The organism is Nocardia sp. NPDC057663, assembly GCF_042799895.1.
In the GTDB taxonomy this organism is placed as follows: domain Bacteria; phylum Actinomycetota; class Actinomycetes; order Mycobacteriales; family Mycobacteriaceae; genus Nocardia.
Map to the genome: position 1 here is coordinate 18622 of NZ_JBHVHX010000016.1, position 26133 is coordinate 44754.

Here is a 26133-nt window from a genome sequence, read left to right on the forward strand (position 1 = left end):
AGGCGATGTTGTTGCGGGTGCGGAGTGTGTCGGGGTGGTCGGGTCCGAGGATGCGGGTGCGGTCGGTGAGGAGCTGTTGGGAGTCGGCTAGTGCGCCGGAGGTGTCGCCGGTGTCGCCGCGCCATGAGGCGATGTTGTTGCGGGTGCGGAGTGTGTCGGGGTGGTCGGGTCCGAGGATGCGCGCTTGGTCGGTGACGAGTTGCTGGAAGTCGGTGAGTGCGCCGGAGGTGTCGCCGGTTTCGCTGCGCCAGTAGGCGATGTTGTTGCGGACCGTGAGTGTGGCGGGGTGGTCGGGTCCAAGGACGCGGCTCTGGTCGGTCAGGAGTTGTTGGAAGTCGGTGAGGGCGGCGGCGGTGTCGCCGGCGTAACCGCGCCACGAGGCGATGTTGCTGCGGGTGCGGAGTGCGTCGGGGTGGTCGGGTCCGAGGACGCGGCTCTCGTCGGTGAGAAGTTGCTGGAAATCGGCGAGTGCGCCGATGGTATCGCCGGTTTCGCCGCGCCAGTAGGCGATGTTGCTGCGGGTGCGGAGTATGTCGGGGTGATCCAGCTCGAGGACACGGGTGCGGTCGGTGAGGAGTTGCTGGAAGTCGGTGAGTGCGCCGGTGATGTCGCCGGTATGGCCGCGCCAGTAGGCGATGCTGTGGCGAGTCGTAAGTGTGTCGGGGTGGTCCGGCCCGAGGACTCGGGTGAAGTCGTCGAGTGCTGCTGCCCACCGGTCCCTGTTATCCGCCGCGTTGTGGGAATTCAACTTCATCAGGAGGTCGAGCGCAGCCTTGGATCGGTCGCAGAGGATGAAATGGCGTACGCCTGCGGCGCGTTCGTATGGCGCGGCCTCCGAATCGTCATCGGCGAAGGTGGCGACGATGGCACGGTGCGCGGCCGCGATGGTGCCGGCAGCGTTCCGCTCGAGCTCTGTCTGTACCGGTTCGAGAAAAGCGCTGTGGGTCAACCCGACTTGTTCAGCGTCGGTTCCGGGCGCGGCCCGCGCGATCAGGGAACCCAACGCGGGCAAAGCTGTGCGTAGTCGCGGTGTGTCGAGATCGACACCGAGCTGTTCGAGCGCCCCGACGACGACATCGAGTGGTATGACCGGTCCCGCACCGGCGGCCACGAGCACGGCCAGCAGTTTCGTGATCATCTCGGCGTCGGATACCTCTGCGATGGCGTCGGCGATCCGCCGGGCGGTAGCGGCCGAGAGGATGGTGTCCGGGGTCGATTCCGCGGCGGTGGGCGGCTCGGAGAGTTCCCGCAGCAGCCGCGCCACCAACCATCCACCCGGCACGGCGGATTCGGATCGGGCGAGCGATTCACCCCACTCCTCGATCCCGTCCCGGGTGGCACGGAGTGCGTTCCGGGTCGCGACGACGAGGTCGTACCCGGTCGGCGGCGTCACCTCGATCCGCGTCATATGCGCGAGGTCGTCGGATTCCTCGAGTCCGGTGCCCGCCCGGATCCCGACGATCAGTCGCACGAATCGCAGCTTCTCGAGCGTCGTGAGCGAGGACAGTGCGGCTACCAGCGCCGCACGGTTACCGGGTTCGGGTTGGTCGAGCCCGTCGACAATGATCTCGACCACCTGCACCTTGGTCGGCAAGGTCAACGGCCCGATGATCATTCGCTCGAAGACACTGAGCTCGGAACGGGAATCGCCGGTGAGCTGCCTGTCGTATTCGACCGCAGCATCGGCATAGCCAGGCATGCGCGCGGTCAGCTGCTGCACCAGTTCCGAGGTCACCGATTCGAGACTGCTTGTGACATCGAGAAACACGGCAGCGGTGATCGATCGCGGCCCTTGCGTCGGGAACGCCTCGACAACCACAGCGGTCGGCCGGACCAGCAACGCCAGTGCCGTAGATTTCCCCGCACCCGCAGGCCCGATCACGGCCCGCAACCGCGGCCCACGATTCTCGGTAATGGCTTCCAAGACATTCCTGACATCGTCGGTCAGCTCGACCCCGGCGATGAGTTGATCGACCAGCGCACTCGCCGGGCGATCGGTGGCGGAATCCGGATTCAACGCGAGTGACCGGTTCGGCACCAGCCACAGACTCGGATCACTGTCGATAGGCGCGCCAGGCCGGAACTGCGTGGTGGCCAACCGCTGCGGTTGCTGGTGCAGGCAACTGGTTCGCAGCGGCGCGATCAGATCCTCGGTGAGGAGATTCTGCCCCCGGAACCGCACACCTTCGCGAAAGGCGGCAATGGTCGTCCTGGTGAAACAGGCGTTGAACGCAGGCCCGTCCGCCGAAGCGCACAGCAGATCGAGTCGCCCGGCATTGCGATGGATCCCGGGCAGCCACGCTTTGGCCGCGCCGACCAGCCCCGCCCCGGCATCACACGCGTCAACGAGCACAATGAGCCCGTCGAGCCTGGCCTGTTTGAGCTCGTTCTTGATCACCGTCGAGAAATCAAGGGCCCTATTGTCTTTCGGCCGCTCCGGCGAGTCGGTGGCGAGCAGATAGTAGTCGTCACCGTCGTCGACACCGTGCCCGAGAAAGCTGATGAACAGCGTGGCCTCACGCTCCGACGCCCGCGCGAACGCTTCCTCGACCGCCGCCCGCAACTCGGTATACGTCGGATTCAGCACCGGCCCGCCGGCCGCTGTCGCCGACTCCCAGAGATCATCTTTCCGAAGTTCCCCGTACAGCTCGGTCGCCAGCTCAGCCACCCCGTCGAGGGTGTTCCGCGCGACGCACTGCGACCCGATCACCAGTGCCAGTCTGCCGGTCATGCAATCCAACCTAGCGCCAACTCTCCACCCCCGCTGCGGGTTCCAGCCCCCGCGACCTGGGACGATAGCAACCCTTCCGCCGACTTCAGTGCCACGGAGCTCACCCCTCGACGGTGCCGGCACGATGGTCGAAAGAGCACCAGACCCCGGGCGCGGAGACTGGTGGCGCCGCGACTCCGGCGCGGGCAGAATCGAGACGACCCAACACAACCAGGGGAGTCGATGTGTCGGTAGTTGTGCTCGTCCACGGTATCGCGCAGGAGCAGTACTCGGCGGACTTGCTGGAGAGCACATGGATTCCCGCGATGGCGGGCGCGGTCCGGCTGGCAGGCAGCCCTGATATCGCCGACCAACTGTGGCGCGAGGGCCGCCCGGGTGCCCACGAGACGCGAATGGCCTTCTACGGCAATGCCTTCCTTCCGGAAGGCGCCCAGGGTAGTTCGGCGGCAATGGAACTCGACGACACCGAACTCGATATCGCCGAGCAGCTCGCCGAAGCCTGGCTACGGGCTGCCGCCGAGCGGGCGACCGACCCGGCCGATCGCGCCGAGGCCCGCACCCAGCTCGCGATACTCACCGACGACACTGCCCAAGCCCAGGGTGCCGGCGCCGCCCTGCGCCCGGCGATCAACGCCATCACCCGCCTGAACTGGTTCGCCCCCATGGGATACAGCCTCGCCGCCCGGTTCGTCGTGCGGGCGCTCGGCCAGGTCACCAGATACTTCACCGATCCGGATGTCCGCGAGTTCGCCCAGCAACGAGTGCTCGAACACATCGGCCCCGAAACCCGCCTGATCATCGCCCACTCGCTCGGTTCCGTCGTCGCCTACGAGGCACTGCACCGCATCGACCAGCCCGTCGCCCTGCTCACCGCGGGCTCGCCACTCGGCCTGCGGTCGATCATCTACCCGCGCCTCGAACCGAGCCCGCCCCGAGTGCCACCAACAGTCACGACCTGGGACAACCTCGCCGACCGCGACGACATCATCGCCACCACCCTGGACCTGGCACCCCTGTTCCCGCCCTCAGACAACGGCATCCAGCCCACCCGCACCGTGGTCGACAACGGCGCCGAACCCCACAGCGCCCTCAATTACCTGACGAAGGAACACGCGGGGAAAGTCGTCGCTGCCGCCCTCCAGTAGCCGTCGCATGCATGTAGAATTGCATGCATGGTTGCCTTGCAGATTCGCGACGTTCCGGAGCCACTGCGCGATCAGCTGGTCGCACTGGCGCAGCAGCGAGGCCAGTCGCTGCAGGCGTTCCTGTTCGACCTGGTCCGCGATGAAGCCCGGCGCCAGGACAATATCGCGGTGCTCAAACAGTTCAGCCCCGCCGCATTGGACGTAGCGTTCACCGCGCAGGACGTCGTGGTAGCGCTGGATGCCGTACGTGCCGAACGGGATTCGGCGCTGGATGAGTCGGAGGTCCGTGAGTGATCGTGGTCGACGCCTCGGTCTTCGTCCATGCTCTCCTGAACCCCGACCCGCTCGGTGACACCTGCCGCGCCGCGCTGGAAGCCGACAACCGCTGGATAGCCCCGCAGCACTGGACCGTCGAGGTCATGTCGGTGATCCGTCGCTTCACCCGAGCCGGCACCATCACCGCGGCCCAGGCCGACCGCGCGGTGATCGCCCTCGGCAGGCTGGATCCCGAGGTCCCCGTCACTCGCGTCCTCGTCCCCAGAATCTGGGAACTCCGCGACAACCTCACCGCCTACGACGCCGCCTACGTCGCAGCGGCGGAAGCCTACGGTTGCGACCTGCTCACCACGGACTCGCGGTTGGCGAACGCGCCAGGAATCGCCTGCGCGGTCCGCGTCATGCAGGTGTTATCGGACCAACGCGGGGCTGGGAAGTAATGCGCCGCGTGGCGATGCTCGCCACGCGGCGCGGTCGCTGACCGGATTTCAGGACGTCGGAACGGCGGTGGTTGTCGTGGAGCTCGACGGTGTCGACGAATTCGGGGTGCTGCGCGACGTGGACGGCGGCGGGGTGCTCGGACCGGTTGTGGTGGTCGGACCGGTCGTGGTGGTCGGGACCGGGCCGACGGTGATCGAGCGGGCGACGGCTTGCCAGTCGGCGGGGAGGTCGCCCTTGTCCGATTTCGCGATGGTGTAGGTGTCGCCCTTGTTGTTGCGGGCGGCGAAGAGGGTGGCTGTCTTGCCGGTGCCCTCGCTGCCGGTGAACAGGCAGACGTAGGAGGTGGGGCAGCGGTCGTAGCCGGTGCAGCCGCCGGTCTTGTTGCACCAGTCCTGCGTCACGCTGGTGAAGGTGTTGCCGCTGATCTTGGTGTTCTGCGAGCCCTTGCCGTTGTCGAGGGTGACCTCGTGCTCTTCGTCGGGGGCTTGGCCGATCCGGTCGAGCAGATAGGCACAGGCTTTGCTCAGCACGAGCCCGGTGGCCGCGGCGATCAGTGCCGCTGTCACAGTCACCCCCGCCTTCATCTTCACCACGACGGCGTCGACGATCGGCACCACCTTCTCGCACACGACTTCTTGCGCCTTGTCGGTGGCCTCCTTGCCCGCGGCGTCGTGCTCGCATCCGACGACGCCGAATCCGACTACCAGCGCGAGCACCACCGCGAACAGCTTTTGCACCGCGTCAGAATGCGCGCGGATTATCCACCCGCGCAAAGAATTTCACCTGCACGTTCCCCGCACTCGGGCGTGGTTTCGATTCCTCAGTGCAACGAACGAACCGTCACGCCCGGCGCTCCCGACGCGGCGAACCACGATGCCAACGCGGCGCCGTCGAGCCACTGCGGACTGCGCTCGCCGACATCGATGGGACCGTCGATCGCGCCGACCGCACCGGCCACCTCGCAACCCGCCAGCCGGGCGCCGCGGAAACTGGCATTGTCCATCCGGGCTTCGCGCAGGCTCGCGCCCCGGAAATCGGTGTCGCCGAACGTCGCTCGCCGCAGGTCGGCGCCGGTGAGGTCGGCACGATGAAAATCGGAGGTCGCGAAGTCGGCACTCATCAGCCGCGCGCCGTGCAGCCGGGCCTCGCGCAGCGTGCAGTCGCGCGCTTGGGCCTTGCCGAGATCGGCGCCGGTGAGATCGGCCCCGGACAGATCCGTCGACAACATCCAGGCGCCGTAGAGATCGGTGTCGACCAGCCGGACACCGGTCAGCCGCGCCTCGCCGAGTTCGGCCCCGCCGAGGTCGAGCCCGGACAGATCACTGCCGCCGAGATCGAGTCCCCAACCGTTGAACAGCATTTCGGTCGTTCGCGGCACGGCCGGATCGGTCGGCAGGCGGTCGAGATAGTGCGCCAGCGCCTTCCTGGCATCCGGGTCGGTGGGCCAGCAGGGGACCGTGTGCAGCTCGCCTTTCGATCGGCGCCGCCAGAACATCATGAGGAATGTTTACACCCCCCGGATCTCGCCCGAGAACGATCCCGGGGCGAAGGTGCTCAGCTGGCCCGATGAATGGGGTGGACCCGGGACAGGGCCCGCTTCGCCTCGGCGAGCGAGATCATCTGATCTTCGTCGTCGATCTCGGCGACCGCGGCTTCGGCCCATTCCCTGAGCAGGGTGGATACCCCTACGCGCCGTTCGTCGGCGAGATCCTTCAACCGGGAATGCAGCCCCAGCGGCAACCGGATGGAGGTGGTCACCATGATGTCCTCGTTGGCGGGCAGACGGGGCGGAGCATCGGCGGGCGCATCGGAGAAACTCAGCCGGTCCATGTAGTCGGCGAGTTCTTCTTTGCTCGATGGATAGTCCTGATCGCTCATGACCGGTTCCCACTTTCCCACTGCTCGAATTGCGCCAGTTCCTCGGCACGCATCGCTCGTGCGCCGATGATCACCCACGTCCAGTCGTCGCGCTGCCGTGTGACCACGATCAACGGGCGCCCGGCCGTGGTGCGCCCCCACACCGTCAGAACGGTCACCTGGCCGTCGAAGGCCGGGCGTGGCCACCGTCGTGACGCTGCGAGGACCTGCCGAACCTCGCTGGGTTCGACGCCGATCAGGTGAGCGATCGCCCAATCAGGCCACTCGAAACCCATATGTCCATAATACGCACGTAGTAAGTGTGTGTGAAAGCGCTGAGTACCGGCTTCGCGCCGACGCGGCGGTCCTGGCCCGGTGGCGCACCGTGAACCAGCGAGGTGTGCACCGAGCGGACAACCCGGCCGTACCCTCGAATGCGCGCGGTCGGTTCGTTGTCCTCCGCGGGTCTGGACGCGGTGCGGAGGAAGGGGAGGGCACGGTGGTGCGCGCAGGCGAGATCGACCGCCCGCTGTCGCCGTCGGAACGCTGGTTCTGGCTGGTCGACCAACTCTCCCCGGCCAACTGCGTGGTCCGGTTGCGGGTGCGTGGCCCGATCGGCGCGTATCGCCTGGAGGAGGCGGCGGCCGCCGTCGTCGCCGAATATCCGCTACTGCGCGCGATCGTCGTCGACGGTCCGCGCTTCGTCCCCTCGAACGACCCGCACCTACCGGTCCTGCACCGCATCGTCGCCGACCCCGACGAGTGGCGCACCGTCTTCGACGACCAGCTCACCGCACAGATCGACCTGTCGACCGCCCCGGGCCGCCTCGTCGATCTGGCTTGGCGCCCAGGCACTTCCGACGAACTGCACGACCTGATCCTGGTCTTCTCACACGTGCTGATCGACGGCCGCTCGATGGCCTCGCTCGCGTCACGTATCCTCGCCGTCGCCTTCGGCGCACCCGGCCTCGCCGCCACCCGGCCCCCGATCCAGGCCGCCGACGACCTGATCCCACCCGCGCACACCCGTCTGCTCCGCTGCCTGCGCACCAACCTCGCCGGTCAGCTCACTGCGACAATCCGGCGCCCCGTCGGCCTCCCCGGCGACTTACCCCCGCTCCCCGTGCGCCGCACCCGCACCGTGCACCGCACCATCGAAGGCGACCAGCTCGCCGAGCTCCGTGCCCGCTGTCATCAGGCGGGCGTCACCGTCAATGCCGCGCTCGCCGCCGCCCTCGCCCAGGCGCTGGGCGAACTGAACCGCCCTGGCGGATCCGGCGTGGCCGGAATCGGCATCCCGGTCGACCTGCGGTCCCGGCTACAACCACCACCCGCCGACGACGAACCCGGCATGTTCACCGCCGTCCTCCCGACCTTCGTCCCCTTCGGCCCGAACCGCTCGCTGTGGGACGCAGCCCGCGCAGCGAAAACCCAACTGACCCAACGTCTCACCCACCATGCCGACCTGACTGGCCTGGCCGCCATCCGCTACGGCTGCCCCCGCTCCCTCGAATCAGGCAGGCGCGCCGTAGAACTCGTAGACCGCCGAGCCCCCTGGAACGTCACCCTGAGCAACCTTGGCCGCCTCACCCCACCCGAAACCCCCGGCCCCCTGCCCATCACAGCCCTCACCGTCGCAGGCACCAACTCCTGCGCCAGCGCCCTCACCGTCGCCGTAGCCACCTTCGACACCACCCTGTCGATCACCTTCTGCTACGTCGACACCATGCTCCCGCGCCCTACCATCGAATCCCTCGCCGACAACACCCTCGCGCCCCTGACCCGCTGATCCGAGAACCTGCCTCCCCGCTCGTCGTCCCCGCGAGCCGGGCAACCACCGCGCTGAACGTTCACTATCCCGTCGATCGGTTGAAATCGGGACCGTCACAGCGATCAGTGCATGCTCAGCGCAGTCGAAACAGGCCCTAGGTGAGCCGTTCGCGCAGCACCTCGCGGAGGGCGGCGCGGTCGGGTTTGTTCGTGCGGCCGCTGGTGGGGATCCGGTCGACGATCACGATGTCGTCGGGGACCGCGGTGGTGTCGATGATCTGCGGCAATCGTGCGCGCAGCAGGGCGGCGACGTCGCCTGCGTCCGGGTCGGTGACGACGGCGAGGACGATGCGTTCGTCGCCGATCTCGTCGGGGATGCCGATCATGATCGCCTCGCGGACGCCGTCGATCGCCGTGATCACCGGCTCGTAGAGTCCCGGGTAGATGTTGGTCTTCCCGCGGATCATCATGTCCTTCTTGCGTCCGGTGAGCACGAGCTGGTCACCGTCCCAGCGCGCCAGATCGCCGGTGCGGACCTCCGGGAGCGGGTCGGCGCCGAGGTAGCCGCGGCACAGATTCGGTCCGGCCAGCACGAGTTCGCCGTCGTCGGCGATCCGGGCCACCACCCCTGGTACGGGGGCGCCGAGCAGATCGCCGGAGTGCGCGAGTTTGGCGACATCGTTGGTGACGGCGACAGGCAGGATCTCCGTCATCCCGTAGATCGCGAGAAATTCGGTACTGGGCAACGACTTTCGTGCCCGTCGCAGCAAGGCGGGGGTGACGGGGGCGCCGCCGAGCGCGACCTGGCGCAGGTACGGCGGCGGGGAGATCGCGCCGGACTCGAGCGCGTCGAGCGCGACGGCCAGGTCGGCGGGCGTGTAGAACGCGTGGGTGGCGCTGTGCAGGGCCTGGGTGAACCGGACGGGGTCGATGTGGGTGCCGAACCGCGGATACGGCGGCATCGCCCAGCGCGCGCCCGCCATGAGCGCGGGCAACCCCATCATGAGTTGTTCGGTGTGCAGGAACGCACCGGGCGCCAGACTGGTCCGCCCGCTCATCGCGGCCAGCCCCGCGCCGAGCGAAGCACGGCTGTGCACAACGGCTTTCGGCTCGTCGGTGGTGCCCGAGGTGAACACGATCAGCGCGGCCGCCTCGGGATCGGCGGGCACGGTCGCCGTGCCTGCCGCCGCACCGGTGAAGCGGCGCAACGGAATCGAACCTGACGGCGTCCCTGGCAGCCAGGGACCGCTGTGGATGTGCCGCACGTCGAGTGCGCCGAACCGGGGGAGACTCAGTCCGCGCCGACGCCCGAAACCGGCCAGCGGGCCGCTCACCGCATACAGCAGCGATTCGGTCGCCGCCCAGGTGGGTTCGACCAGTTTCACGCGCTGGGCGAACAATTCGGGCCCGACGCCGGGGTCGACGAAGACGATGGTCCCGCCCGCCGCGATCACCCCGAAGACCAGCGTCACCGAGGACACGCTCGGCCGGATCGAGAACAGCATCCGATCACCGGGCCGGAACCCGGCCGCCCCGAGGTTATAGGCGACTCTGCCGACGGTGTCGACGAGCTCGCGATAGGTCAGCGCACGTTCGCCGACCGTGCCGAGCGCGGACGCGTCGGGAATACGGTCGGCCTGCATGGCGAGGCGTTCGAGAAAGTCCGTCGTCATCGGATATCGACGACCTCGGGCCGGTAGCGGTGGTCGGCGTACCAGGCCAGCGTCTTGCGGATGCCCCACGCCCGCACCCGCCGGTTCGAGCCGAACACCCGGACATCACGGCGCAAGCCGTAGTCGGTGGTGAGCGTGCGTACCGCGTTGACCAGCGCGCGGTCCTCGTGCAGATCCTCGATCGCGGTGCGCGGGAATCCGCCTGCGGCAAGGTACAACTCGGCGGTGATCGCCATATTGCACCCGGGCGTCATCACATAGGGGCCGAGATATTTCGGATCGCGATTGCCCGAGCGCACCTTCCCGAAGGCCGACGCCACCTCCAGCGCGACCCGGATGATGGTGCGATCGCGCCACGAAACCCCTTCGTCCGTCCGGGGAATCAGCTGCCCGCTGACCAGTCGCAGCCCGGAATCGAACCCGGCCTTGATCCGCTGCGTCCAGTCGGGCGCGGGCAGGCAGTCGGCGTCGGTGCGGGCCAGGAAGGTCGCCCCCTGCGCGATCGCGTACCGCATCCCGGTGTCGGCGGCGGCGCCGGTGCCCTTCTGCGGCTCGGTGATCACCTCGATCGCCGGGACCGGATGCGCCGCGGCGAACGCGCGCACGATCTCGACGGTGCCGTCGCTGGAGTTGTTGTCCACCACGACCACGGTGAAGCCGGTATCCCGTTGCGCGGCAATGGCGGTCAGGGTCGAGCCGATCCCGCGCTCTTCGTCGAACGCGGGAATCACCACCCAGAGCGCACCGCTGTTCACAGGTCGGCCACCAGCCGGTCGAGACCACCGATCCCATCGACCCACTCGTGGAAGCGATCGAGACCGTCGGCGAACGGCACCGTCGGCCGGTACCCGAGTTCCCGTTCGGCACGGGAGATGTCGTAGGTCGCCGACCGCGTGACGAGCGCGACCGCGTACCGCGACAGCGGGGGTGTCCAGCGCTGCGCGACCGCCGGAATCCGCCACACCGTCTCGATTGCCGCCAGCGCGCCATCCAGCACCGGCGCGGGCACGGTGATGCTCGGCGCGGCCAACCCGAACCGCTGCGCCACCGCCGCCATGGTCGGCCACACCGACACCGGTTCGGCATCGGCGACGAAATACGCTCGCCCACCGACCTTCTCGGCCTCGAGCGCCAGGACCACCGCCTGCACGAGATGGTCGATGTAGCACAGCGACGCCCGCACATCCCGGCCGCCGGACAGGTCGGGCAACCGGCCGGCCCGCAACTTCGCCAGGATCTGCACGATCGGCCCGCGCCGGTCGCCGGGTCCCCACACCGCGCGCGGTCGCAGCGAGCACGTCGTGAACTCCGGCGTATCGGCCGCCAGCACCAGCTGCTCGGCCACCGCCTTGGTCTCGCAATAGCTGTTCAGGAACCGGGCGGGGTACGGCACCGTCTCGTCGATGCCGAGCTGGTCACCGCCGTCGGGCGCCATCAGCGCACTCGGACTGCCGATGAACACGAACCGCGCCACGCCTGCCGCCGCGGCCTCCTGCATCAGCCGATCTGTCCCGGCCACATTCACCGCGAAGAACTCCGCGGGTCGCCCGAATTCCCCGAGCAGCGCCGCGGCGTGCACCACGGCCCGCACCCCGGACACGGCGCGGGCCATGGCCGCGGCGTCCGCGAGATCGGCCACCGCCACCTCGGCACCGGCCGGGGCGGACGCGGGGTCGCGCACCATCGCCCTGACCGGCACTCCGCGCGCCAGCAGGCCGCGCACGATCGCCCCGCCGACGAAGCCGCTCGCTCCCGTCACCAGCACAGTCATCGCGTCACCTTAAGACGCGGACGCGGCGCGGACAGCTGGGCACACCGGTTCGATCCGTCGCCGCCACGCCGGGCTCACCGATCGGCCTCGCCCAGCGTCTTCCACCACGTCGCACCGAACAGCATCGTCATCGCGGCTGCCCGCCCCGGCCCGATTCCCCGCTCGGCGGCCACGCGGCGCGCGGCGGGAATCTGCGCGAGATGCGCTCCGACGCTGAGCGCCAGGTCGATCCAGAACGCGACCTTCAGCAGGCGCGACCGGAACGGCCGCACGAGTCCGAGTATCACGAAGGCCCAGCCCAGCACCGGGATCGTCCGCAGCGCGAGTACGGTCCGTCTGCTCGGGGCGCCCGCCGTAGCCGCGCGATGCCGTGCCTGATCGTGTTGCGGTGCCGCCACCGTCCACCTCTCCGTGTTTCCGTCCGCTGTCGAAGCGGCATGTGTTGTCATCACTGCACCCCCGGCCCGCGGTAGGTCACGGCCGCGGCGGTGGGTCCGCCGTCGGCCGCGACGAACAGCAGCGGCCGTTCGGCCAGCCCGGCATCGCGCGCCGCCACATAGGCGGCCGTCAGAGCGGACGTGTGCGCGTCGCCGGCGAAGTCGTCGGTCACCACGGCGCCGACACCGAGTTCGGCGGCCAGTGCGGCGGCGAAGCCGGGTGCCGGCTTGCCGCACACGAGCACGACCTGGCCCGCGTCGATATCGTCGGCCGCCAGCGCTTCCCGTGCCGCGGCGACCGCGTGCTCGACGAGTTCGGCGGTGTCGGTGCTGAGTTCCACCGTCAATGCCGAACGGCCCGTCGCGCCCATCGTCGACAGGGTCACATACCCCTGCGGGTCGGGCAGCGCGTCCCCGGCGCTCACATGCACACCACCGAAACCGACGGCAGCGGCGGAATTCTCGAGCACCAAGGCCGCACCCACCGGTTCGAACGCGAAGTCGGCGTCGGCCTGCATCGACGGGTGCGCGTCGCCGGAGACGACGACCACGTGTCCGGTGGGCAGGTCGGCCAGCAGTGACGCGGCGACACCGATGGCATTGACCACGCCGCACGCCCCGTTCATCAGGTCGAACGACAGGCACGGCACGTCACCGGGCCGGTACTCCAGGCCGATGCCCGCGGCCTGCTGGATCAGCGCCGCCACCGCCGGTTCGACGAGGTTCGCGTCGCGGTACACCCCGACATTGATCAGCGCGTCGATCTGTTCCGGCGTACAGCCCGCACCGGTCAGCGCGGCCCGCGCGGCGGCGGCCGCCTGGCCCACCGAACTGACTCCGCCGGTCTGTGTCACGGCCGAAGAAATGATGATTCCCATACTGTCCTATACCCGCAGATCGCCGATTGTCACCGACAGGAACCCGGCGACCACCCCGGAGGCGGCGGGCACGAGCAGCACCTTGGACCCCGGCGCGAGCAGACCCTGCCGCAACGCGTCGTGCAGCACCACGAAATGCGATGTCGACGCGGTGTTTCCGTATCGGTCCAGCACGGCCAGCTTGGGTGGCATCACCGAGTCGAACTCGCGCTCGGCGATCTTGTCGATCAATTCCACCGCGGGACCGCTGAATTGGTGATGGATCAGGTAGTCGTAGCCCTCGTCGGCGAAGCCCGAGCCTCGGGCGGTGAGGAATTCGCGCTGCCGAGAGGTCCACAGCAGGTACCTGGACTCGTTGTGCATCGCGCGGTTGTCGGTGTAGAGCGCGACACCGGGGCCCTGATCGCTCGGCATGCCGAGGCACAGCTTCGCGAACGCCGCACTGGTGTTGAGCTCCACGTAGTCCAGGCCGGGTCCGTCGGTGCCGTCGAGGATCACGGCCGCGCCCGCGTCACCGACGGTGAGCGAGGCGAACTGCGGATCGTATTTCTGCGAGATCTCACGCACCGCGGTGTCGGAGATCGGCGTGATGCACTCGCCGGAGACCACCATGCCCCGCCGGACCGCGCCGGATCGAATCATCCTGTCCAGCAGCAGAACCCCGGTCAGCATCCCCGCGCACGCATTGGACACGTCGAAGTGGATGGCCCGCGTCGCCCCGAGTGTGTTGCGCAGCAGCAGGGCGAACGAGGGTTCGAAGCAGAAGTTCTCGCCGCGGGTGCGGGTGATCGAGCAGGAGATGATCACGTCCAGATCGGCGGCGTCGTACCGGGAATTCGCCAGCGCGCTGCGGGCGGCGGCCAGGGCGATGGTGAACGAGTCCTCCGGCCTGCCGTCCTGGTCGACGCCGCGGACTCGCCGCGCCACGACCCCGCTGACTTTCTCCAGGTCCAGCGGCGCGTCGACGGCCAATCGGCTCATCAACTCCGCTGTGGTTACCTCGCGGGCCGGCAGATACGCGCCGACGGCTTCGATTGTGGATCTCACCATGTACTTGTTCACTTCCGAATATCGCGTGATGCACAGTCCTCCATCAGCGCATCCCGCCGATCCTAGTCACAGACCTTCACTATTCGGTCACGGTCAACTAGATTGTGCCGGGGTGTGGAGTGCTGCCCGACGCCATGAACTCACCCTACTAGCCGCAGGTCAGCCCTGGTTGCCTGGCGTTCTGCTGTTGGGCAGGATCGCGCGGCCGATTCGCAAGGTCCCCAAACTCGGTTGGTTCGTTGCCGATCCGCTGGTCGCGCGCCAGATCTACAACGACAGTACGCATTTCAGCATCGTCTCCGAGGGTGCGGCCGGGCACTGGTGGGCCCAGGTCATCGGTGACTGGGTCGAGGATCTGTTCGAAGGGCCGGGGCACACGGAGCTGCGCGCCACGGTGCGTGACCTGTTCACCCTCTCCCACACCGATGCCCTCGTCGAGCGCGTAATCGGCCCTGACCTGCGGGATCTGCGGGATCGGCTCGCCGCGGGCGAGACCGTCGACATCGCCGCACGCGCCCAGATCCTGGTCGGGCGCAGCGTGTCCGACCTGGTCGGCATGCGCCCCGAGGATATCGCCGCGGCCATCGGCGGCGACCACACCGACGATCTGGACGCCCTGTTCCTGCGGCTGTTCCACCACGTCGAGGAGCTGGTCAACCTCGGGTTCGGCACCATGGCCTCGACCACTCTCGACCCGGTCGCGGTGGCCCGCGCGAAGGAACTGGCCGGGCAGCTGGCTGTCAATGTCCCTACCGCCTACGAACGCGCGGATCCCGACACCACCCTCGGGCGCTGCCGGGAGCTGGGTCTGGATGTCGAACACGCGGCGGGGCTGGCGATTCTCATGGCCGTGGCCGGCACCGACACCCTGGCCAGCGCCATGACCAGGATGGTCGCGATCATGCACGACACCGGTCAGCATCGGGCGCTGCTCGCCGCGCCCGAGCGGCTGCCCGACGCGATCCGCGAGACCCTGCGGGTGACCAGTCCGGCCTATCTGGTCGGGCGCTCGGTCACCGCCGACGTGAACATCGCCGGACGCGAGCTGCGCGCGGGCGAGCACGTCAAGATCCTCACCTGGACGATCAACAACGCGGTCGGCGAGTTCAGCGTGCACCGCGACTACGTGCCCGAGACCCGTCAGCTCTGGTTCGGCGGTGGCCGTCATCTGTGCCTGGGCGCGCAGCTCGTCCACTCCGAACTGATCGCACTGCTCACGGCCCTCACCGCGGCGGGCAGACCGTGGCAGATCGTCGAGCGCCGCTACCGCCGCAAAGTCTTCATCCCCACCTACGAGACCCTGCGCATCCGCCTCGCGGACTGAGTACCACCCTGGCCAGGTCATAGCGAGGTTGTCCAGTCGGCGATTAAGCTGAGGATCGTCATGGGAGAGCCACGCACACTGGAAGGGTCGCCGGTCGAACTCGGCCGCCGCGCGATCAGCGACGTCGAGATCGCCGCATGGGCTCAGCGATTCGACCTGCTCTCGGATCCGAACCGCCTGGAAATCCTCCTCTGCCTGCACCGTACCCCCGGCATCAGTGTCGGCGAACTGGCCGCCGCGATCGGCCGCACCGAGAACGCGATCTCCCAAGCCCTCCGCGTCCTGCGCTACGAGGGCTGCGTCACCTCGACCCGCGAAGGCCGCACGGTCACCAACCGCCTGACCGACCCGATCATCCACGAAATACTCCACACCATCGGCGCCAAACACGCCTGACGTCGTGGCTCAGGGGAATTCGGCGACCACCTGGTAGAGCGCAGGGTTGGCGTGTGCGACCTGGCGCGCTTGGTCGACGGACGCGACGACCGTCGGGTTGAGCCCGGCGGCCTCGCAGGCCTCCGCGCTGTCCCAGTGCGCGACATTCACCAGCTGGAAGCGGGAATCGGGGAGCAGTGCGCGGTGCAGGCGGACATCGCGGAAGCCGGGCGCGGTGCGCATCAGCGCGACCCGCTCGCGCCACTGCGCGACGAAACCGTCTACGTCAGCGGCGGATACCTCGATGACATTGATGAAAGTGACACCCTGGTCGGTCATGTCGAAACTCCTTCAGCTCGCGGATCCGGGACGGACGATCATGAGGACGACCACGGCCGTCCAGAGCAGGTTGTAGATGCCTGCCAGCATCGACAGCACGCGCAGGCGCTTGCCGTCGTCGGGTTCGTCGAGCGCTTCGCGTTGCATCGGGTGGATCTGCACGGCGAGCAGTCCGCCCGCGATGGCGGTGGTCACCATGGCGGTGGTGATCCAGATTTCGTTCATCCGGCCCTGGATCGTGGCCAGCACGATGCCGATCACCGGGACGATGATCGCGAGTTTGGCGTAGTTGCCGGTGATCCGGTGCAGCGCCACGGCCACGGACCTGCTGCGCACTGACTCGGGATCGGGGCCGCCCGCGGCGACCGGGGCGTATCGGGGGAACAGGCTGGTCGCGACCGCCGAGCCCCCGACGAAGACGATGCCCGCGACCACATGCACGGACAACAAGAGATGTTCCACCTACGACTCCCTCCGACCTTCAATGTGGCTGAAGCTTAGCGCGAGTTTCAGCAACATTGAAGGTTGGATTCGTCACGTCCGGCGACGGCGCAGGTCAGGCAGGCGACGCGCCGGTGAACGCGGCGACGATGGCCGCGCCGACTCGCCGCTGAATCGGGTCGGCATCGGGCCCGAAGAGCTGAGTGTCGACCTGCGTCACCACTTTTCGCGCCTCGCCGAGCAGCTGTGCGCCCGCCTCGGTGAGTTCGATCGCCGAGGCCGACCCGGCGCGCGCGGTGCGATCCTGCACGAGCCCGGCCGCGACGAGGGACTTCACCGCTGTGTGCACGCTCTGCACGCTCGTCCCCGACATCCGCGCCAGCTCGCTGAACGACGCGCCCGGCACGCCGTTGATGTGCCCGAGCAACCCGAGCCTGGCCACCGTGAGGTCCAGCGGCGCCAGGGCCGCGCTCAGCTCCGCCTCGACCCGGCGCGACAGCGTGATCACCAGGATGGTCGGGCTCATCGCCGGCGGTCGTGGGCGCGGGTTCTCGGTGGTCACCGAGCCATTTTCCCGCATGCGCCCGCACCCGGCGGTGACAGGCCGGGCACGGGCGCGCCGGTTCAGATTCCCGAGCGGATCATCCCCTTGCAGCGCATGAGGAATTCGGCGAGGTATCCGTCGTGCGGAACGCCGGGCCGCAGCCAGGTGGTCGGGTTGTCGCCGAGGTAGAGGTTGGTGATCGTGGGTTCGTTCAGCAGGGCGTCGACCAGTTCGGCGCGGGTGGTCATCGCGGTCAGCACGAGCGAATCACGCAGGGGCGCAATGCCGTCCGCCGGTCGCCACGGTCCCACCCAGACGCAGGGGAAGGCCAGTTCGACACCGAGCTGGGGTGCGGTCGCCGCGTCGACGAGGTGCACGGCCGGGCGCAGCACCGCACCGCCGGACGGGAGCTCGTCGACGATGGTGTCCCCGCCGAGCAGTGGTGTCGCCGTGCCCGCCACCTCGTGCAGGTACTCGTCGATCGCGGTCACCGTCGGCACCGGTTGCACGGTGAGGATGGCGTCGGGGTGGTCGGCGGGCAAGCTCGGAATGCGGTCGAGGCGCTCGGCGAGTGCGCGAGCCAGCGGTTCCGGATCGCCTTCCACCAGCACCGCGGTGGTGCAGGTGCAGGCGGTTCCGCCGAGGTGACTCACCGAATCGGCGATCACGTCGATCCGGTCGCGCCAGTCCACGTCCGAGGTGATCAGGATCTTGGAACGACCCGGCCCCTGGGTGAGGACGCGCGGGCTCGCGCCGTACTTGTCGACGACATCCTGACCGCCGTAGACGATCGCGTAGTCGGCCTCGGCGATGATCACATCGGCGGCGGCGTAGTCGGTGGGCAGCAGGGTGATCGTCTCGGGTGGGAACCCCGCCATGCGCAACGCGCTCACCAGACGGAACGCCGTGAACGGCTCACGCGCCGACGGACGGACCACGACCTTATAGCCCAGCGCCAGCGCCTCCGGCCAGAGTCCGTGCACCGCAGGGGTATTGCCCGCCGCGTGCACCGCGAAGACGTCACCCTTGCGGACCCACACGGCGGCACCCTCACCGGTACGCTCGTCCGACCAGTTGGCGACCGCGCCCTGCGGCATCGCCAATTCCAGTGTCTCGCGCTGCGATCGCAACACCTCGGCGACCCACTCGACCGACTGGCGCACCACCTGCTGCGGCACGCCCGACACCGTCGAGACGATCCGGATGTACTCCTCGGGCTCGAGCCCGCCGATCGTCGCGGTGGTGAACAGCTCGGCGGCCTTCGTCATCAGGGTGAGGCGTTCCCCGGCGGGGACGGTCGGCGCTGACCGCATCGCCGCGATGGCACGTCGCACGAACAGGGCCGGGACCTGGCCCAGCTCACCGACTTCCGTGCCGTCCAGGGCGGTGATCGGAATGCGCTGCCTGGCGCGATACGGTCCGGCGGGGCCGAGGGCATCGATCTCGATCATCAGTACACGCCCTCGATGACCGACTTGTCGGCGAAGGTCGGGACCGGCCGCACATCGGCGACCGCGCAACCCAGCGTGCCCGGTGCGGGCTCGGCGCGCAGCGCGGTGTCGCGCTCCAGATTGTTCGGCAGCAGAGCGTATTTGGTGAGGTGGTTCATCACCACCTGGCCGCGTTCGCCGACCGCGACGTCGTCGCCGGTGGCCGGATCGACCACCCGGAACGCGATGTAGGGGCTCGGGGTGTCGAACACCGCGAGGCCGTCCTCGCGTTCGTCGTCCCGCTCGCGCGACATGCCGAGGATGGTGGTGCTGCCGTACAGGCCCTTGAGCGGGATACCGGGAAAGACCTCCTGGCGCAAGATCTCTCGCGTGTCGGCGTCCATGTGCGCGCCGCTCCAGCACAGGAACTTCACCTGCTTGCGCACCGCATCGACCAGTTCCTCGCGCCGGGCCAGCCGCTGCAGCAGCGGCGGCGTCGCGATGAGGATGCCGACCGACTGGGTCGTCAGGATCGCGGCGGCCTGGTCGATCAGGTGCTCGGCGTAGCGATCGGCGCCCTCGGTGTCACCGGAACCGATGAGCTGCTTGATCCACCGCGGGTCCAGATCGACGGTGAACTTCACCCCGTTGTGCCTGCGCGCGCGCCGGGACGCGAACTCGCCGAACATGTGTGGGCCGCTGGGCGCGATGGCGAGGGTGTTCACGGTCCCCAGCTCGGCATAGTGGTGCTCGTCCCACGACAGCGCGAATTCCATCCACCGCTCGAACATCACGAACCGCTTGGGCGCCCCCGTCGTCCCGCCGCTCTCGTAGATCCCCGCGATCTCCCGATCCGCCCCGCGCAATCCCCGCGGAATCAGATCCTCCACCGCGACGTCCCGGAACTCGTCGATCACATTCGGGAACAACCGCAGATCGTCGAAGGTCCTGATTTCGGTCACCGGATCGAATTCGAGCCGCTCGGCTCGCCGTAACCAGTAGGGACTCCCCGTCTCGGCACTGAAATGCCAGCTCATCAACGCCCGGACGTAGTCGTCGGGATCGACGTCGACAGCGTCCAGCTCGAGTATGTCGGAACACATGGCACAGCCTCCGGGGTGCGCAAACAATGGGCGTTCTGCGAACCCCATCGTTGCGCCCCCACCACTCCCCGAACGCCCGGGAACGCCCACGTCGATCAGACGATAGGAACGTCCACGGTCCGCCGGTGCAGGTGCTGATTCCGCCTAGGCGGGTAAGGCGGGGATGGTGCGGGCGTGGGTGACCTCGGGGGAGACCGTGATGACGTCGCAGGCGGCGAGGAGGGCGTCGGGGAGGTCGGGGCCGAGGTGGGTGAGGCTGGGGGTGACCACGGCGGCGGCCTCGGTGGTGGTGACCACGTCGAGGAGGCGGCCGATGGGGTCGGTGGTGCGGTCGCTGAAGACGACCGTCTTGGTGAAGCGGTAGCCGAGACGTTCGGCTAGGGAGCGGATCTGCGTTTCGTCCCAGGACTGGGCGACACCCGAGATGTCGCGGCGCAGGTATCCGATCGCCGGTGGCTTCATGGGGGAGACGCTACCGGCGCAGGGTGTCCGTTGCCGTGAACGCGAGCGAACGTGAGTCGAATTCGCAATCTGACTGATGCTCATTTCGGAATTTCGTCCGCGGGGGTGGGTCGCCGTGATCTACTGCTCGCCAACTCGGGCGGAACGAGGTCTCGACGACGTTGTCGAGCGGCGCCCGGTGTATGTGGGAGACAACGATGGTGGACAGAAGAATGCAGCGGGTGGCCGGTTCGATGGCCGCGTTCGCGGTGGCGGCGGGTTTCGCGGTGGCAGCGGTTCCCGCAACGGCCTCGGCCGCACCGGGAACGATCACCTGGAACGACGGGAACAGCAAGTTCACCCGGACGGTGTCCAACACCAACCCGGTCGTCGGCGACACCGTGACCGTCACGACGAAGTTCGAGCGGACCGGCATCCCGGTGGAGTACATCTACAACATCAAGGACCTGCACCCCGCCTGCCTGACCCCGGTCGCGGGCTCGGCGAAGATGGGCGGTGACCCGGTTCAGCTCGACACGTCGTCCTCGGATTGGGTCCGCGCCGAGTTCGGCATCACCAAGTACCCGGTGTACCCGAACATCGAGCCGAAATCGCAGACCTTCGAGGTGCAGTACAAGGTGGGCGTCAACTGCGCCCGCGACACTCCGCTGCCGACCTCGATGCACTACGGCGGTTCGCTCGGCGACGGCACCTACCAGGGCAAGGGCCCGAACATCACGGTGTCCAGCGATGCCGTGTCGAGCACCGTGCTCACCGATGTGACCGGCGCACAGGTCGGCAAGGCCGTCACCCTGGAGGCGAGCGTGTCACCGGCGGCGGCGGGCGGCACGGTCCAGTTCAAGGCGGGCGACAACGTCCTCGGCGACATCCCGGTCGCCGCGAACGGCAAGGCCTCGATCGTCTGGACGCCGGGCGCCGCCGGCGCGTACACCATCGGCGCGACGTTCTCCGGCCGCAGCGGCGTGGCGAGCTCCTCGACCACCAAGGTGGTCACCGTGGCCGAGCTGCCGACCGATCCCGGCCCGGGTGACGGCGGCGGCACCGGCACCGGATCCTTCGGGTTCTGAGCCACCCTCTCCGGCGCGGAATCGGTTGCTACCAGGTCTCGTTGGAGATCAGCGCGGTCAGCAGCTGACGAATCGCGGCGACCCGCCGTTCCGTGCCGGGGAGCTGGTCCAGCGCGCACTCCGGATCGGCGGGCGGGCCCAGATGGGTGCAGCCGCGCGGGCAGTCCTCGATGGCGTCGGCGAGATCGGTGAACGAGGCGATCACGTCGTCGGGCGTGATGTGGGCCAGGCCGAACGAGCGCACGCCGGGAGTATCGATCACCCAGCCGCCCGCGGGCAGCGGTAGCGCCACCGACTGGGTGGAGGTGTGCTTGCCCTTGCCGACACCCGACACCTCGCCTACGGCCCGATACGCATCGGGCACAAGGCGATTCACCATCGTCGACTTGCCGACGCCGGAGTGCCCGATCAGGGCGGTGAGCCGGTCGTCGAGCAGTTCCAGCACCGGCTCCATCGGATCGTCGATTCCCGCGTAGAGGATCTTCAGGTCCAAACCCTCGAAGGCGGCGGCGAATTCGGACTCCGCGACCAGATCGCGTTTGGTGAGTACCAGAATCGGTTCCAGCCCACCGGCATACGCGGCCACCATGGCCCGCTCGACGAAGCCGGTGCGCGGCGGCGGATCGGCCAGCGCCACGACGATGAACAGCTGTTCGGCATTGGCGACGACGATGCGTTCGAACGGATCGGTGTCGTCGGCGGTACGGCGCAGCACGGTGCTGCGCTCGGCGACCCGCACGATCCGGGCGAGGGTGTCGGGCTTGCCGGTCAGGTCACCGACGACGTCGACCTGGTCGCCGACCACGATCGGCGTGCGGCCCAGTTCCCTGGCCCGCATGGCGACGATGCGCCGGTCGGCGTCACCGTCGAGCACGCACCCCCAGCGGCCGCGGTCCACCGAGACCACCATCGCGGCCTCGGCGTCGTTGTGCTGGGGACGGGTCTTGGTGCGCGGACGCGAGGCCTTGCCCGGGCGGACCCGGACATCGGATTCGTCGTAGCTGGCTGCGGAGCGGCCTTGGCGGCTCAGTGCGACGCTCCCTCACCCGATAAGGCGGGCGCCAGCATCTGCTCCCACAGGGTGACGAAGGTCGGCAGGGTCTTGGCCGTCGTGCCGATGTCCTCGATCTCCACGCCGGGCACCCGCAGGCCGAGAATCGCACCGGCGGTCGCCATCCGGTGATCGGCGTAGGAGTGCCACTGACCGCCGTGCAGCGGGGCGGGCACGATCTCGAGGCCGTCCTCGGTCTCGGTGACATCGCCGCCCAGCCGGTTGATCTCGGCGGAAAGCGCTGCGAGCCGGTCGGTTTCGTGGCCGCGCAGGTGCGCGATGCCGCGCAGGATCGAGGGCGAGTCGGCCAGGGCGGCCAGCGCGGCGACGGTCGGGGTGAGCTCGCCGACGTCGTGCAGGTCGATATCGATGCCTGCCAGGCGCTCCGGGCCGCGCACGGTGAGCACGCCGTCGAAGATGCGGGCCTCGGCGCCCATCCTGACCAGGATCTCGCGGATCACGTCACCGGGCTGGGTGGTGCCGCGCGGCCACATCGGGATGCTCACCTCGCCGCCGCTGACGGCGGCCGCCGCCAGGAACGGAGTGGCATTGGACAGGTCGGGCTCGATCTCCCAGTCGACCGCGCGGATCGGGCCGGGCTGCACGGTCCAGGTCTGCGCGCTGCGCGAGTCGGCGGGGGTGTGCACCACCACGTCGGCACGGCGCAGCATCTCCACCGTCATCTCGATGTGCGGCATGGACGGCAGCTGCTTGCCGTCGTGCTGCACGGTGATGCCCTCGTCGAAGCGGGCGGCCGAGAGCAGCAGCCCGGAGACGAACTGCGAGGAACCCGACGCGTCGATGGTGACCGCGCCGCCGCGCAGGCTGCCGGTGCCGTGCACGACGAACGGCAGCGCGTCGCCGTCGACATCGAGGCCGAGCTTGCGCAGCGCGTCCAGGATGGTGGTCAGCGGGCGGAGCTTGGCCTGCTCGTCACCGAAGAACGCGACATCGCCGGTCGCCAGCGCGGCGGCGGGCGGCAGGAACCGCATGATGGTGCCGGCCAGGCCGCAGTCGACCGCCGTGCTGCGCAGCGGCGCCGGGGTGACCTGGAGGGTCTCGGCGTCACCGAGGATCTCGGTGCCCAGGCCCTGCAGTGCCTTGATCATCAGGTCGGTGTCGCGGCTGCGCAGCGCACCGGTGAGGGTGGACGGGCCATCGGCCAGTGCGGCGAGGATGAGCGCGCGATTGGTGATGGATTTCGAACCGGGCAGGGTCACGGTCGCGTGGACGGGGACCTCGATATGGGGCGCTGGCCAGAAACTCACCCGCCCATCTTCGCGCATGTGCGGTCCGGACACACGGGTGGTGTGGAATTCGGTGTGGTCGCGTCGCCGCCGGGTGTCGGACTCCGGTGAGACGATGGCCCTATGTGCGGACGATATGCGACGACCACGAATCCGGGTCGGCTGGCGGCCGAACTCGACGCGATCGACGAGACCGACCTCGACGCGGACCAGCAGGAATCGACGGTGAGCTACAACGTGGCGCCGACCACCCAGGTGCTGACCGTGGTGGAACGGCACGAGCACGGCGAGCCCGGAGACGACCCGAAACTGCGGGTGCGGCGCATGCGCTGGGGCCTGATCCCGTCCTGGACCAAAGCCGGCGAGCCGGGGGTGCCCGCGAAGGGCAAGCCGCTGTTCAACGCCCGCGCCGACAAGGCGGTCACCGCGCCGTCGTTCCGCGATTCCGCCAAGCACAAGCGCTGCCTGGTGCCGATGGACGGCTGGTACGAGTGGCTGGTCGAGTCGGCGCCGACCGCCAAGGGCAAGGCCGTCAAGCAGCCGTTCTATATGTCGCACGCGGACGGGTCGCGGCTGTATATGGCCGGACTGTGGTCGGTGTGGCGCGATCGTGAGGTGCCCGGCGCCGAGCCGCTGCTGTCGTGCACGATCCTCACCACCGATGCCATCGGCGATCTGGCGCGCATCCACGACCGGATGCCGCTGCCGATGCCGCGCGAGCACTGGGATGCCTGGCTCGACCCCGATCATCCCGCGCCCGCCGAGCTGCTGGCCGGGGTGTCACCGGAGGAGGTGGCCGCGATCGTCGCGCGGCCGGTGTCGACGCTGGTGAACAGTGTCCGCAACAACGGACCGGAACTGCTGGCGCCCGCCGGGGCCACCGACGGCGGAGCCGGGCAGATCAGCTTGCTGTGATCGTGCCCGGCCCCGGAGTTGTCGTCAGAATTTGCACTTCACCGAATCGGTGACGATGTTCAAGCTGCACTTGATGATTCCGGAGGTCAGGTCGATCAGCACGGTGGCGACCCCGCCGCCGAGCTTCTCCATCTTCTCGGCCTTTTCGCTCTTCTCGGGCGCGGCCTTCGGTGAGTTCTTCTTGGTGCCTTGGCCGTTGAGCGGGAAGTCGCTCGAGTCGGTCGGCGCCGACGGGGCCACCGGCGGAATGGCGGTGGCGGGCGGGGCGGCGGCGAGGGCGCCGAAGGTGAGGACTAGAGCACCGGACAGGGTGGCGATCGTCGAACGAGCGGACATTTCTCGCATCACATCCTCGGGTCGAATAGGTCGTACCGGGCGCGGAATGCGTCGCAGTGAATTCGGAACGAGACCCCGATCGGATGGCTGTGCGCCGGTCTACGCGGTGATCGGCGCCGTCACGGCGCTCGCCACCCGGGCCAGATCAGCCGGTGCGAGCTCGATTTCCAGACCGCGCTTGCCCGCACTGCACAGCACCCGGTCCCACTCCAGCGCGGATGCGTCGAGAACGGTCGGCAGCTTCTTGCGCTGGCCGAGCGGGGAGACCCCGCCCAGGACATAGCCGGTGGTGCGTTCGGCCTTGGTCTTGTCGGCCATGCTCGCCTTCGGCGCACCCAGCGCGGCGGCGGCCGCCTTCAGCGACAACTTGGCGGGCACCGGCAGCACCGCGACGGCCAGCGCGCCGGTCGAGAGCTCGATCACCAGCGTCTTGAAGATCTGCGCCGCCTGCACACCCAGTTCCGCGCCGAGCGCGTCCACGGCCTCGTCACCATAGGACTCCGCCCGGGGATCGTGGGCGTAGGCGTGCACCCGATGCGCGATCCCCGCGCCGGTGAGGATCTTGATCGCGGGCGTCGACGCGGCTGCCATGGGCGTCACCCTAACCATGTCCGGCCCCCGGTCGGCAAACACATTTCCGGCGGCGCGGGAACACGGACCCACGGGTGCATGTTGCACACAAGTGACAAGCCACCCGAGGCGGATGCTGTGAAGGAGAGATAGTGACACTGCTGCTCGAGGAGCGTCCCGTCTCACCGCAGGGTGCGCGATTGCCTTTCGAATCCGTGGTGCCGGTAGATTCGGTTACTACGGCGATCGAAGGGATTGGTGTGACGAGCGACGATGACGTGGTGCCTGCCGAGGCATCCGGCTCAGGAGTCGACGAAGCCGAGCTGGCTGCGCGGTTCGAGCGCGATGCGCTCCCGATGCTGGACCAGCTCTACGGCGCCGCCCTGCGGATGACCAGGAACCCGGCCGATGCCGAGGACCTGGTGCAGGAGACGTATGTGAAGGCGTTCCAGGGATTCAAGTCCTTCAAGGAGGGCACCAATCTGCGTGCCTGGCTGTACCGGATCCTGACCAACACCTACATCAACTCCTACCGCAAGAAGCAGCGCCAGCCCGCGCAGTACCCGACCGACGAGATCACCGACTGGCAGCTGGCGGCCACCGCCGAGCATTCCTCGACAGGCCTGCGCTCGGCCGAGGTGGAGGCCCTGGATGCCCTGCCCGACGACGAGATCAAGGCCGCGCTGCAGCAGTTGCCGGAGGAATTCCGGATGGCGGTGTACTACGCCGACGTCGAAGGTTTCCCGTACAAGGAGATCGCCGACATCATGGGCACCCCGATCGGTACCGTGATGTCCCGGCTGCATCGCGGCCGCAAGCAACTCAAGGGTTTGCTCGCCGGTGTGGCGCGCGAACGTGGATTCGACCGTGGGGAACGCCAGGAGGTTACGAAGTGAGCGA

General features: G+C 68.6%; 30 protein-coding genes. 9 read left to right on the top strand and 21 right to left on the bottom strand.

Annotated features, from left to right (window positions below):
• The coding region (locus ACFVAV_RS26395; RefSeq protein ID WP_379038018.1) for a tetratricopeptide repeat protein at window positions 1-2731 on the bottom strand (2731 nt) is incomplete at its 3' end.
• 224 nt (window positions 2732-2955) lie between these two features.
• Between ACFVAV_RS26395 and ACFVAV_RS26400 the strand changes: the two genes are divergently transcribed.
• The 3 genes from ACFVAV_RS26400 to ACFVAV_RS26410 are packed head-to-tail and all read left to right on the top strand — an operon-like array spanning window position 2956 to window position 4592.
• The gene (locus ACFVAV_RS26400; RefSeq protein ID WP_379038019.1) at window positions 2956-3876 is read left to right on the top strand and encodes a hypothetical protein; all 921 of its coding nucleotides are present in this window, start codon (window positions 2956-2958) and stop codon (window positions 3874-3876) included.
• A 27-nt stretch (window positions 3877-3903) separates the two neighbouring features.
• Entirely contained in the window at window positions 3904-4170 is a 267-nt protein-coding gene (locus ACFVAV_RS26405) for a hypothetical protein (RefSeq protein ID WP_379038021.1), read from the top strand.
• Complete coding sequence (locus ACFVAV_RS26410; protein ID WP_379038023.1) at window positions 4167-4592, top strand: type II toxin-antitoxin system VapC family toxin; 426 nt, start codon at window positions 4167-4169, stop codon at window positions 4590-4592. Before ACFVAV_RS26405 ends, ACFVAV_RS26410 begins: the two co-directional genes overlap by 4 nt.
• 48 nt (window positions 4593-4640) lie before the next feature.
• Here the strand turns inward: ACFVAV_RS26410 and ACFVAV_RS26415 are convergent, their stop codons facing one another.
• The 4 genes from ACFVAV_RS26415 to ACFVAV_RS26430 form a co-directional block, all read right to left on the bottom strand.
• Window positions 4641-5330 (bottom strand): peptidase inhibitor family I36 protein, encoded by a 690-nt coding sequence (locus ACFVAV_RS26415; protein WP_379038024.1) that lies wholly within the window; start codon window positions 5328-5330, stop codon window positions 4641-4643.
• Between the two features lie 83 nt (window positions 5331-5413).
• Entirely contained in the window at window positions 5414-6091 is a 678-nt protein-coding gene (locus ACFVAV_RS26420) for a pentapeptide repeat-containing protein (protein WP_379038025.1), read from the bottom strand.
• A 56-nt stretch (window positions 6092-6147) separates the two neighbouring features.
• Window positions 6148-6471: a hypothetical protein gene (locus ACFVAV_RS26425; RefSeq protein WP_379038026.1), complete on the bottom strand. Its 324-nt coding sequence runs from the start codon at window positions 6469-6471 to the stop codon at window positions 6148-6150.
• A complete protein-coding gene (locus ACFVAV_RS26430; protein WP_189026660.1) occupies window positions 6468-6746 on the bottom strand; it encodes a hypothetical protein in 279 nt (92 codons plus the stop codon). Before ACFVAV_RS26430 ends, ACFVAV_RS26425 begins: the two co-directional genes overlap by 4 nt.
• A 203-nt stretch (window positions 6747-6949) precedes the next feature.
• Here ACFVAV_RS26430 and ACFVAV_RS26435 point away from each other — a divergent pair, with 203 nt between their 5' ends.
• Window positions 6950-8239 carry a hypothetical protein gene (locus tag ACFVAV_RS26435; protein ID WP_379038027.1) on the top strand — a complete coding sequence of 430 codons (1290 nt, stop codon included), beginning with the start codon at window positions 6950-6952 and terminating at the stop codon, window positions 8237-8239.
• Window positions 8240-8375: 136 nt separating this feature from the next.
• Here ACFVAV_RS26435 and ACFVAV_RS26440 read toward each other — a convergent pair whose 3' ends face one another.
• The 6 genes from ACFVAV_RS26440 to ACFVAV_RS26465 form a co-directional block, all read right to left on the bottom strand.
• Window positions 8376-9893: a class I adenylate-forming enzyme family protein gene (locus ACFVAV_RS26440; protein WP_379038028.1), complete on the bottom strand. Its 1518-nt coding sequence runs from the start codon at window positions 9891-9893 to the stop codon at window positions 8376-8378.
• Window positions 9890-10648 carry a glycosyltransferase gene (locus ACFVAV_RS26445; protein WP_379038030.1) on the bottom strand — a complete coding sequence of 253 codons (759 nt, stop codon included), beginning with the start codon at window positions 10646-10648 and terminating at the stop codon, window positions 9890-9892. Before ACFVAV_RS26445 ends, ACFVAV_RS26440 begins: the two co-directional genes overlap by 4 nt.
• Entirely contained in the window at window positions 10645-11664 is a 1020-nt protein-coding gene (locus ACFVAV_RS26450) for an NAD-dependent epimerase/dehydratase family protein (RefSeq protein ID WP_379038033.1), read from the bottom strand. The genes ACFVAV_RS26445 and ACFVAV_RS26450 overlap by 4 nt, the downstream gene beginning before the upstream one ends.
• Window positions 11665-11738: 74 nt before the next feature.
• Window positions 11739-12062: a hypothetical protein gene (locus ACFVAV_RS26455; protein ID WP_379038035.1), complete on the bottom strand. Its 324-nt coding sequence runs from the start codon at window positions 12060-12062 to the stop codon at window positions 11739-11741.
• Window positions 12063-12112: 50 nt separating this feature from the next.
• Window positions 12113-12955 carry a hypothetical protein gene (locus ACFVAV_RS26460; RefSeq protein ID WP_379038037.1) on the bottom strand — a complete coding sequence of 281 codons (843 nt, stop codon included), beginning with the start codon at window positions 12953-12955 and terminating at the stop codon, window positions 12113-12115.
• Between the two features lie 30 nt (window positions 12956-12985).
• Window positions 12986-14029 (bottom strand): 3-oxoacyl-ACP synthase III family protein, encoded by a 1044-nt coding sequence (locus tag ACFVAV_RS26465; RefSeq protein ID WP_379038038.1) that lies wholly within the window; start codon window positions 14027-14029, stop codon window positions 12986-12988.
• A 187-nt stretch (window positions 14030-14216) separates the two neighbouring features.
• Here ACFVAV_RS26465 and ACFVAV_RS26470 point away from each other — a divergent pair, with 187 nt between their 5' ends.
• Together ACFVAV_RS26470 and ACFVAV_RS26475 are read left to right on the top strand one after the other, a co-directional pair.
• Complete coding sequence (locus tag ACFVAV_RS26470) at window positions 14217-15353, top strand: cytochrome P450 (protein ID WP_379038040.1); 1137 nt, start codon at window positions 14217-14219, stop codon at window positions 15351-15353.
• A gap of 60 nt (window positions 15354-15413) precedes the next feature.
• Entirely contained in the window at window positions 15414-15749 is a 336-nt protein-coding gene (locus ACFVAV_RS26475) for an ArsR/SmtB family transcription factor (RefSeq protein WP_379038041.1), read from the top strand.
• A gap of 9 nt (window positions 15750-15758) precedes the next feature.
• Here ACFVAV_RS26475 and ACFVAV_RS26480 read toward each other — a convergent pair whose 3' ends face one another.
• The 6 genes from ACFVAV_RS26480 to ACFVAV_RS26505 form a co-directional block, all read right to left on the bottom strand.
• Entirely contained in the window at window positions 15759-16067 is a 309-nt protein-coding gene (locus ACFVAV_RS26480) for an antibiotic biosynthesis monooxygenase family protein (RefSeq protein ID WP_379038042.1), read from the bottom strand.
• 12 nt (window positions 16068-16079) lie between these two features.
• Window positions 16080-16529, bottom strand: coding sequence for a hypothetical protein (locus ACFVAV_RS26485; RefSeq protein ID WP_379038044.1), 450 nt, complete (start codon window positions 16527-16529; stop codon window positions 16080-16082).
• 94 nt (window positions 16530-16623) lie between these two features.
• On the bottom strand, window positions 16624-17070 hold the full coding sequence (locus tag ACFVAV_RS26490) for a MarR family winged helix-turn-helix transcriptional regulator (protein WP_379038045.1): 447 nt from the start codon (window positions 17068-17070) through the stop codon (window positions 16624-16626).
• Between the two features lie 62 nt (window positions 17071-17132).
• A complete protein-coding gene (locus ACFVAV_RS26495; RefSeq protein WP_379038046.1) occupies window positions 17133-18503 on the bottom strand; it encodes an aldehyde dehydrogenase family protein in 1371 nt (456 codons plus the stop codon).
• Window positions 18503-19585 (bottom strand): AMP-binding protein, encoded by a 1083-nt coding sequence (locus tag ACFVAV_RS26500; protein ID WP_379038049.1) that lies wholly within the window; start codon window positions 19583-19585, stop codon window positions 18503-18505. Before ACFVAV_RS26500 ends, ACFVAV_RS26495 begins: the two co-directional genes overlap by 1 nt.
• A 144-nt stretch (window positions 19586-19729) precedes the next feature.
• A complete protein-coding gene (locus tag ACFVAV_RS26505; RefSeq protein ID WP_379038050.1) occupies window positions 19730-20047 on the bottom strand; it encodes a hypothetical protein in 318 nt (105 codons plus the stop codon).
• A 197-nt stretch (window positions 20048-20244) separates the two neighbouring features.
• Between ACFVAV_RS26505 and ACFVAV_RS26510 the strand changes: the two genes are divergently transcribed.
• On the top strand, window positions 20245-21114 hold the full coding sequence (locus ACFVAV_RS26510; RefSeq protein WP_379038051.1) for an Ig-like domain-containing protein: 870 nt from the start codon (window positions 20245-20247) through the stop codon (window positions 21112-21114).
• A 28-nt stretch (window positions 21115-21142) separates the two neighbouring features.
• Here ACFVAV_RS26510 and rsgA read toward each other — a convergent pair whose 3' ends face one another.
• Together rsgA and aroA are read right to left on the bottom strand one after the other, a co-directional pair.
• Window positions 21143-22144: a ribosome small subunit-dependent GTPase A gene (rsgA, locus tag ACFVAV_RS26515; RefSeq protein ID WP_379038190.1), complete on the bottom strand. Its 1002-nt coding sequence runs from the start codon at window positions 22142-22144 to the stop codon at window positions 21143-21145.
• Window positions 22141-23451 carry a 3-phosphoshikimate 1-carboxyvinyltransferase gene (aroA, locus tag ACFVAV_RS26520; protein ID WP_379038053.1) on the bottom strand — a complete coding sequence of 437 codons (1311 nt, stop codon included), beginning with the start codon at window positions 23449-23451 and terminating at the stop codon, window positions 22141-22143. The genes rsgA and aroA overlap by 4 nt, the downstream gene beginning before the upstream one ends.
• An 84-nt stretch (window positions 23452-23535) precedes the next feature.
• Here aroA and ACFVAV_RS26525 point away from each other — a divergent pair, with 84 nt between their 5' ends.
• Window positions 23536-24327 carry an SOS response-associated peptidase gene (locus ACFVAV_RS26525; RefSeq protein ID WP_379038055.1) on the top strand — a complete coding sequence of 264 codons (792 nt, stop codon included), beginning with the start codon at window positions 23536-23538 and terminating at the stop codon, window positions 24325-24327.
• Between the two features lie 24 nt (window positions 24328-24351).
• Here the strand turns inward: ACFVAV_RS26525 and ACFVAV_RS26530 are convergent, their stop codons facing one another.
• Window positions 24352-24663 carry a hypothetical protein gene (locus ACFVAV_RS26530; protein ID WP_379038057.1) on the bottom strand — a complete coding sequence of 104 codons (312 nt, stop codon included), beginning with the start codon at window positions 24661-24663 and terminating at the stop codon, window positions 24352-24354.
• Between the two features lie 99 nt (window positions 24664-24762).
• Window positions 24763-25254: a Cys-tRNA(Pro) deacylase gene (ybaK, locus tag ACFVAV_RS26535; RefSeq protein WP_379038059.1), complete on the bottom strand. Its 492-nt coding sequence runs from the start codon at window positions 25252-25254 to the stop codon at window positions 24763-24765.
• A 239-nt stretch (window positions 25255-25493) separates the two neighbouring features.
• On the opposite strand from ybaK, the gene ACFVAV_RS26540 reads away from it, so the two are divergent.
• The gene (locus tag ACFVAV_RS26540) at window positions 25494-26129 is read left to right on the top strand and encodes a sigma-70 family RNA polymerase sigma factor (RefSeq protein ID WP_379038060.1); all 636 of its coding nucleotides are present in this window, start codon (window positions 25494-25496) and stop codon (window positions 26127-26129) included.
• The last annotated feature ends 4 nt before the right edge of the window (window positions 26130-26133 follow it).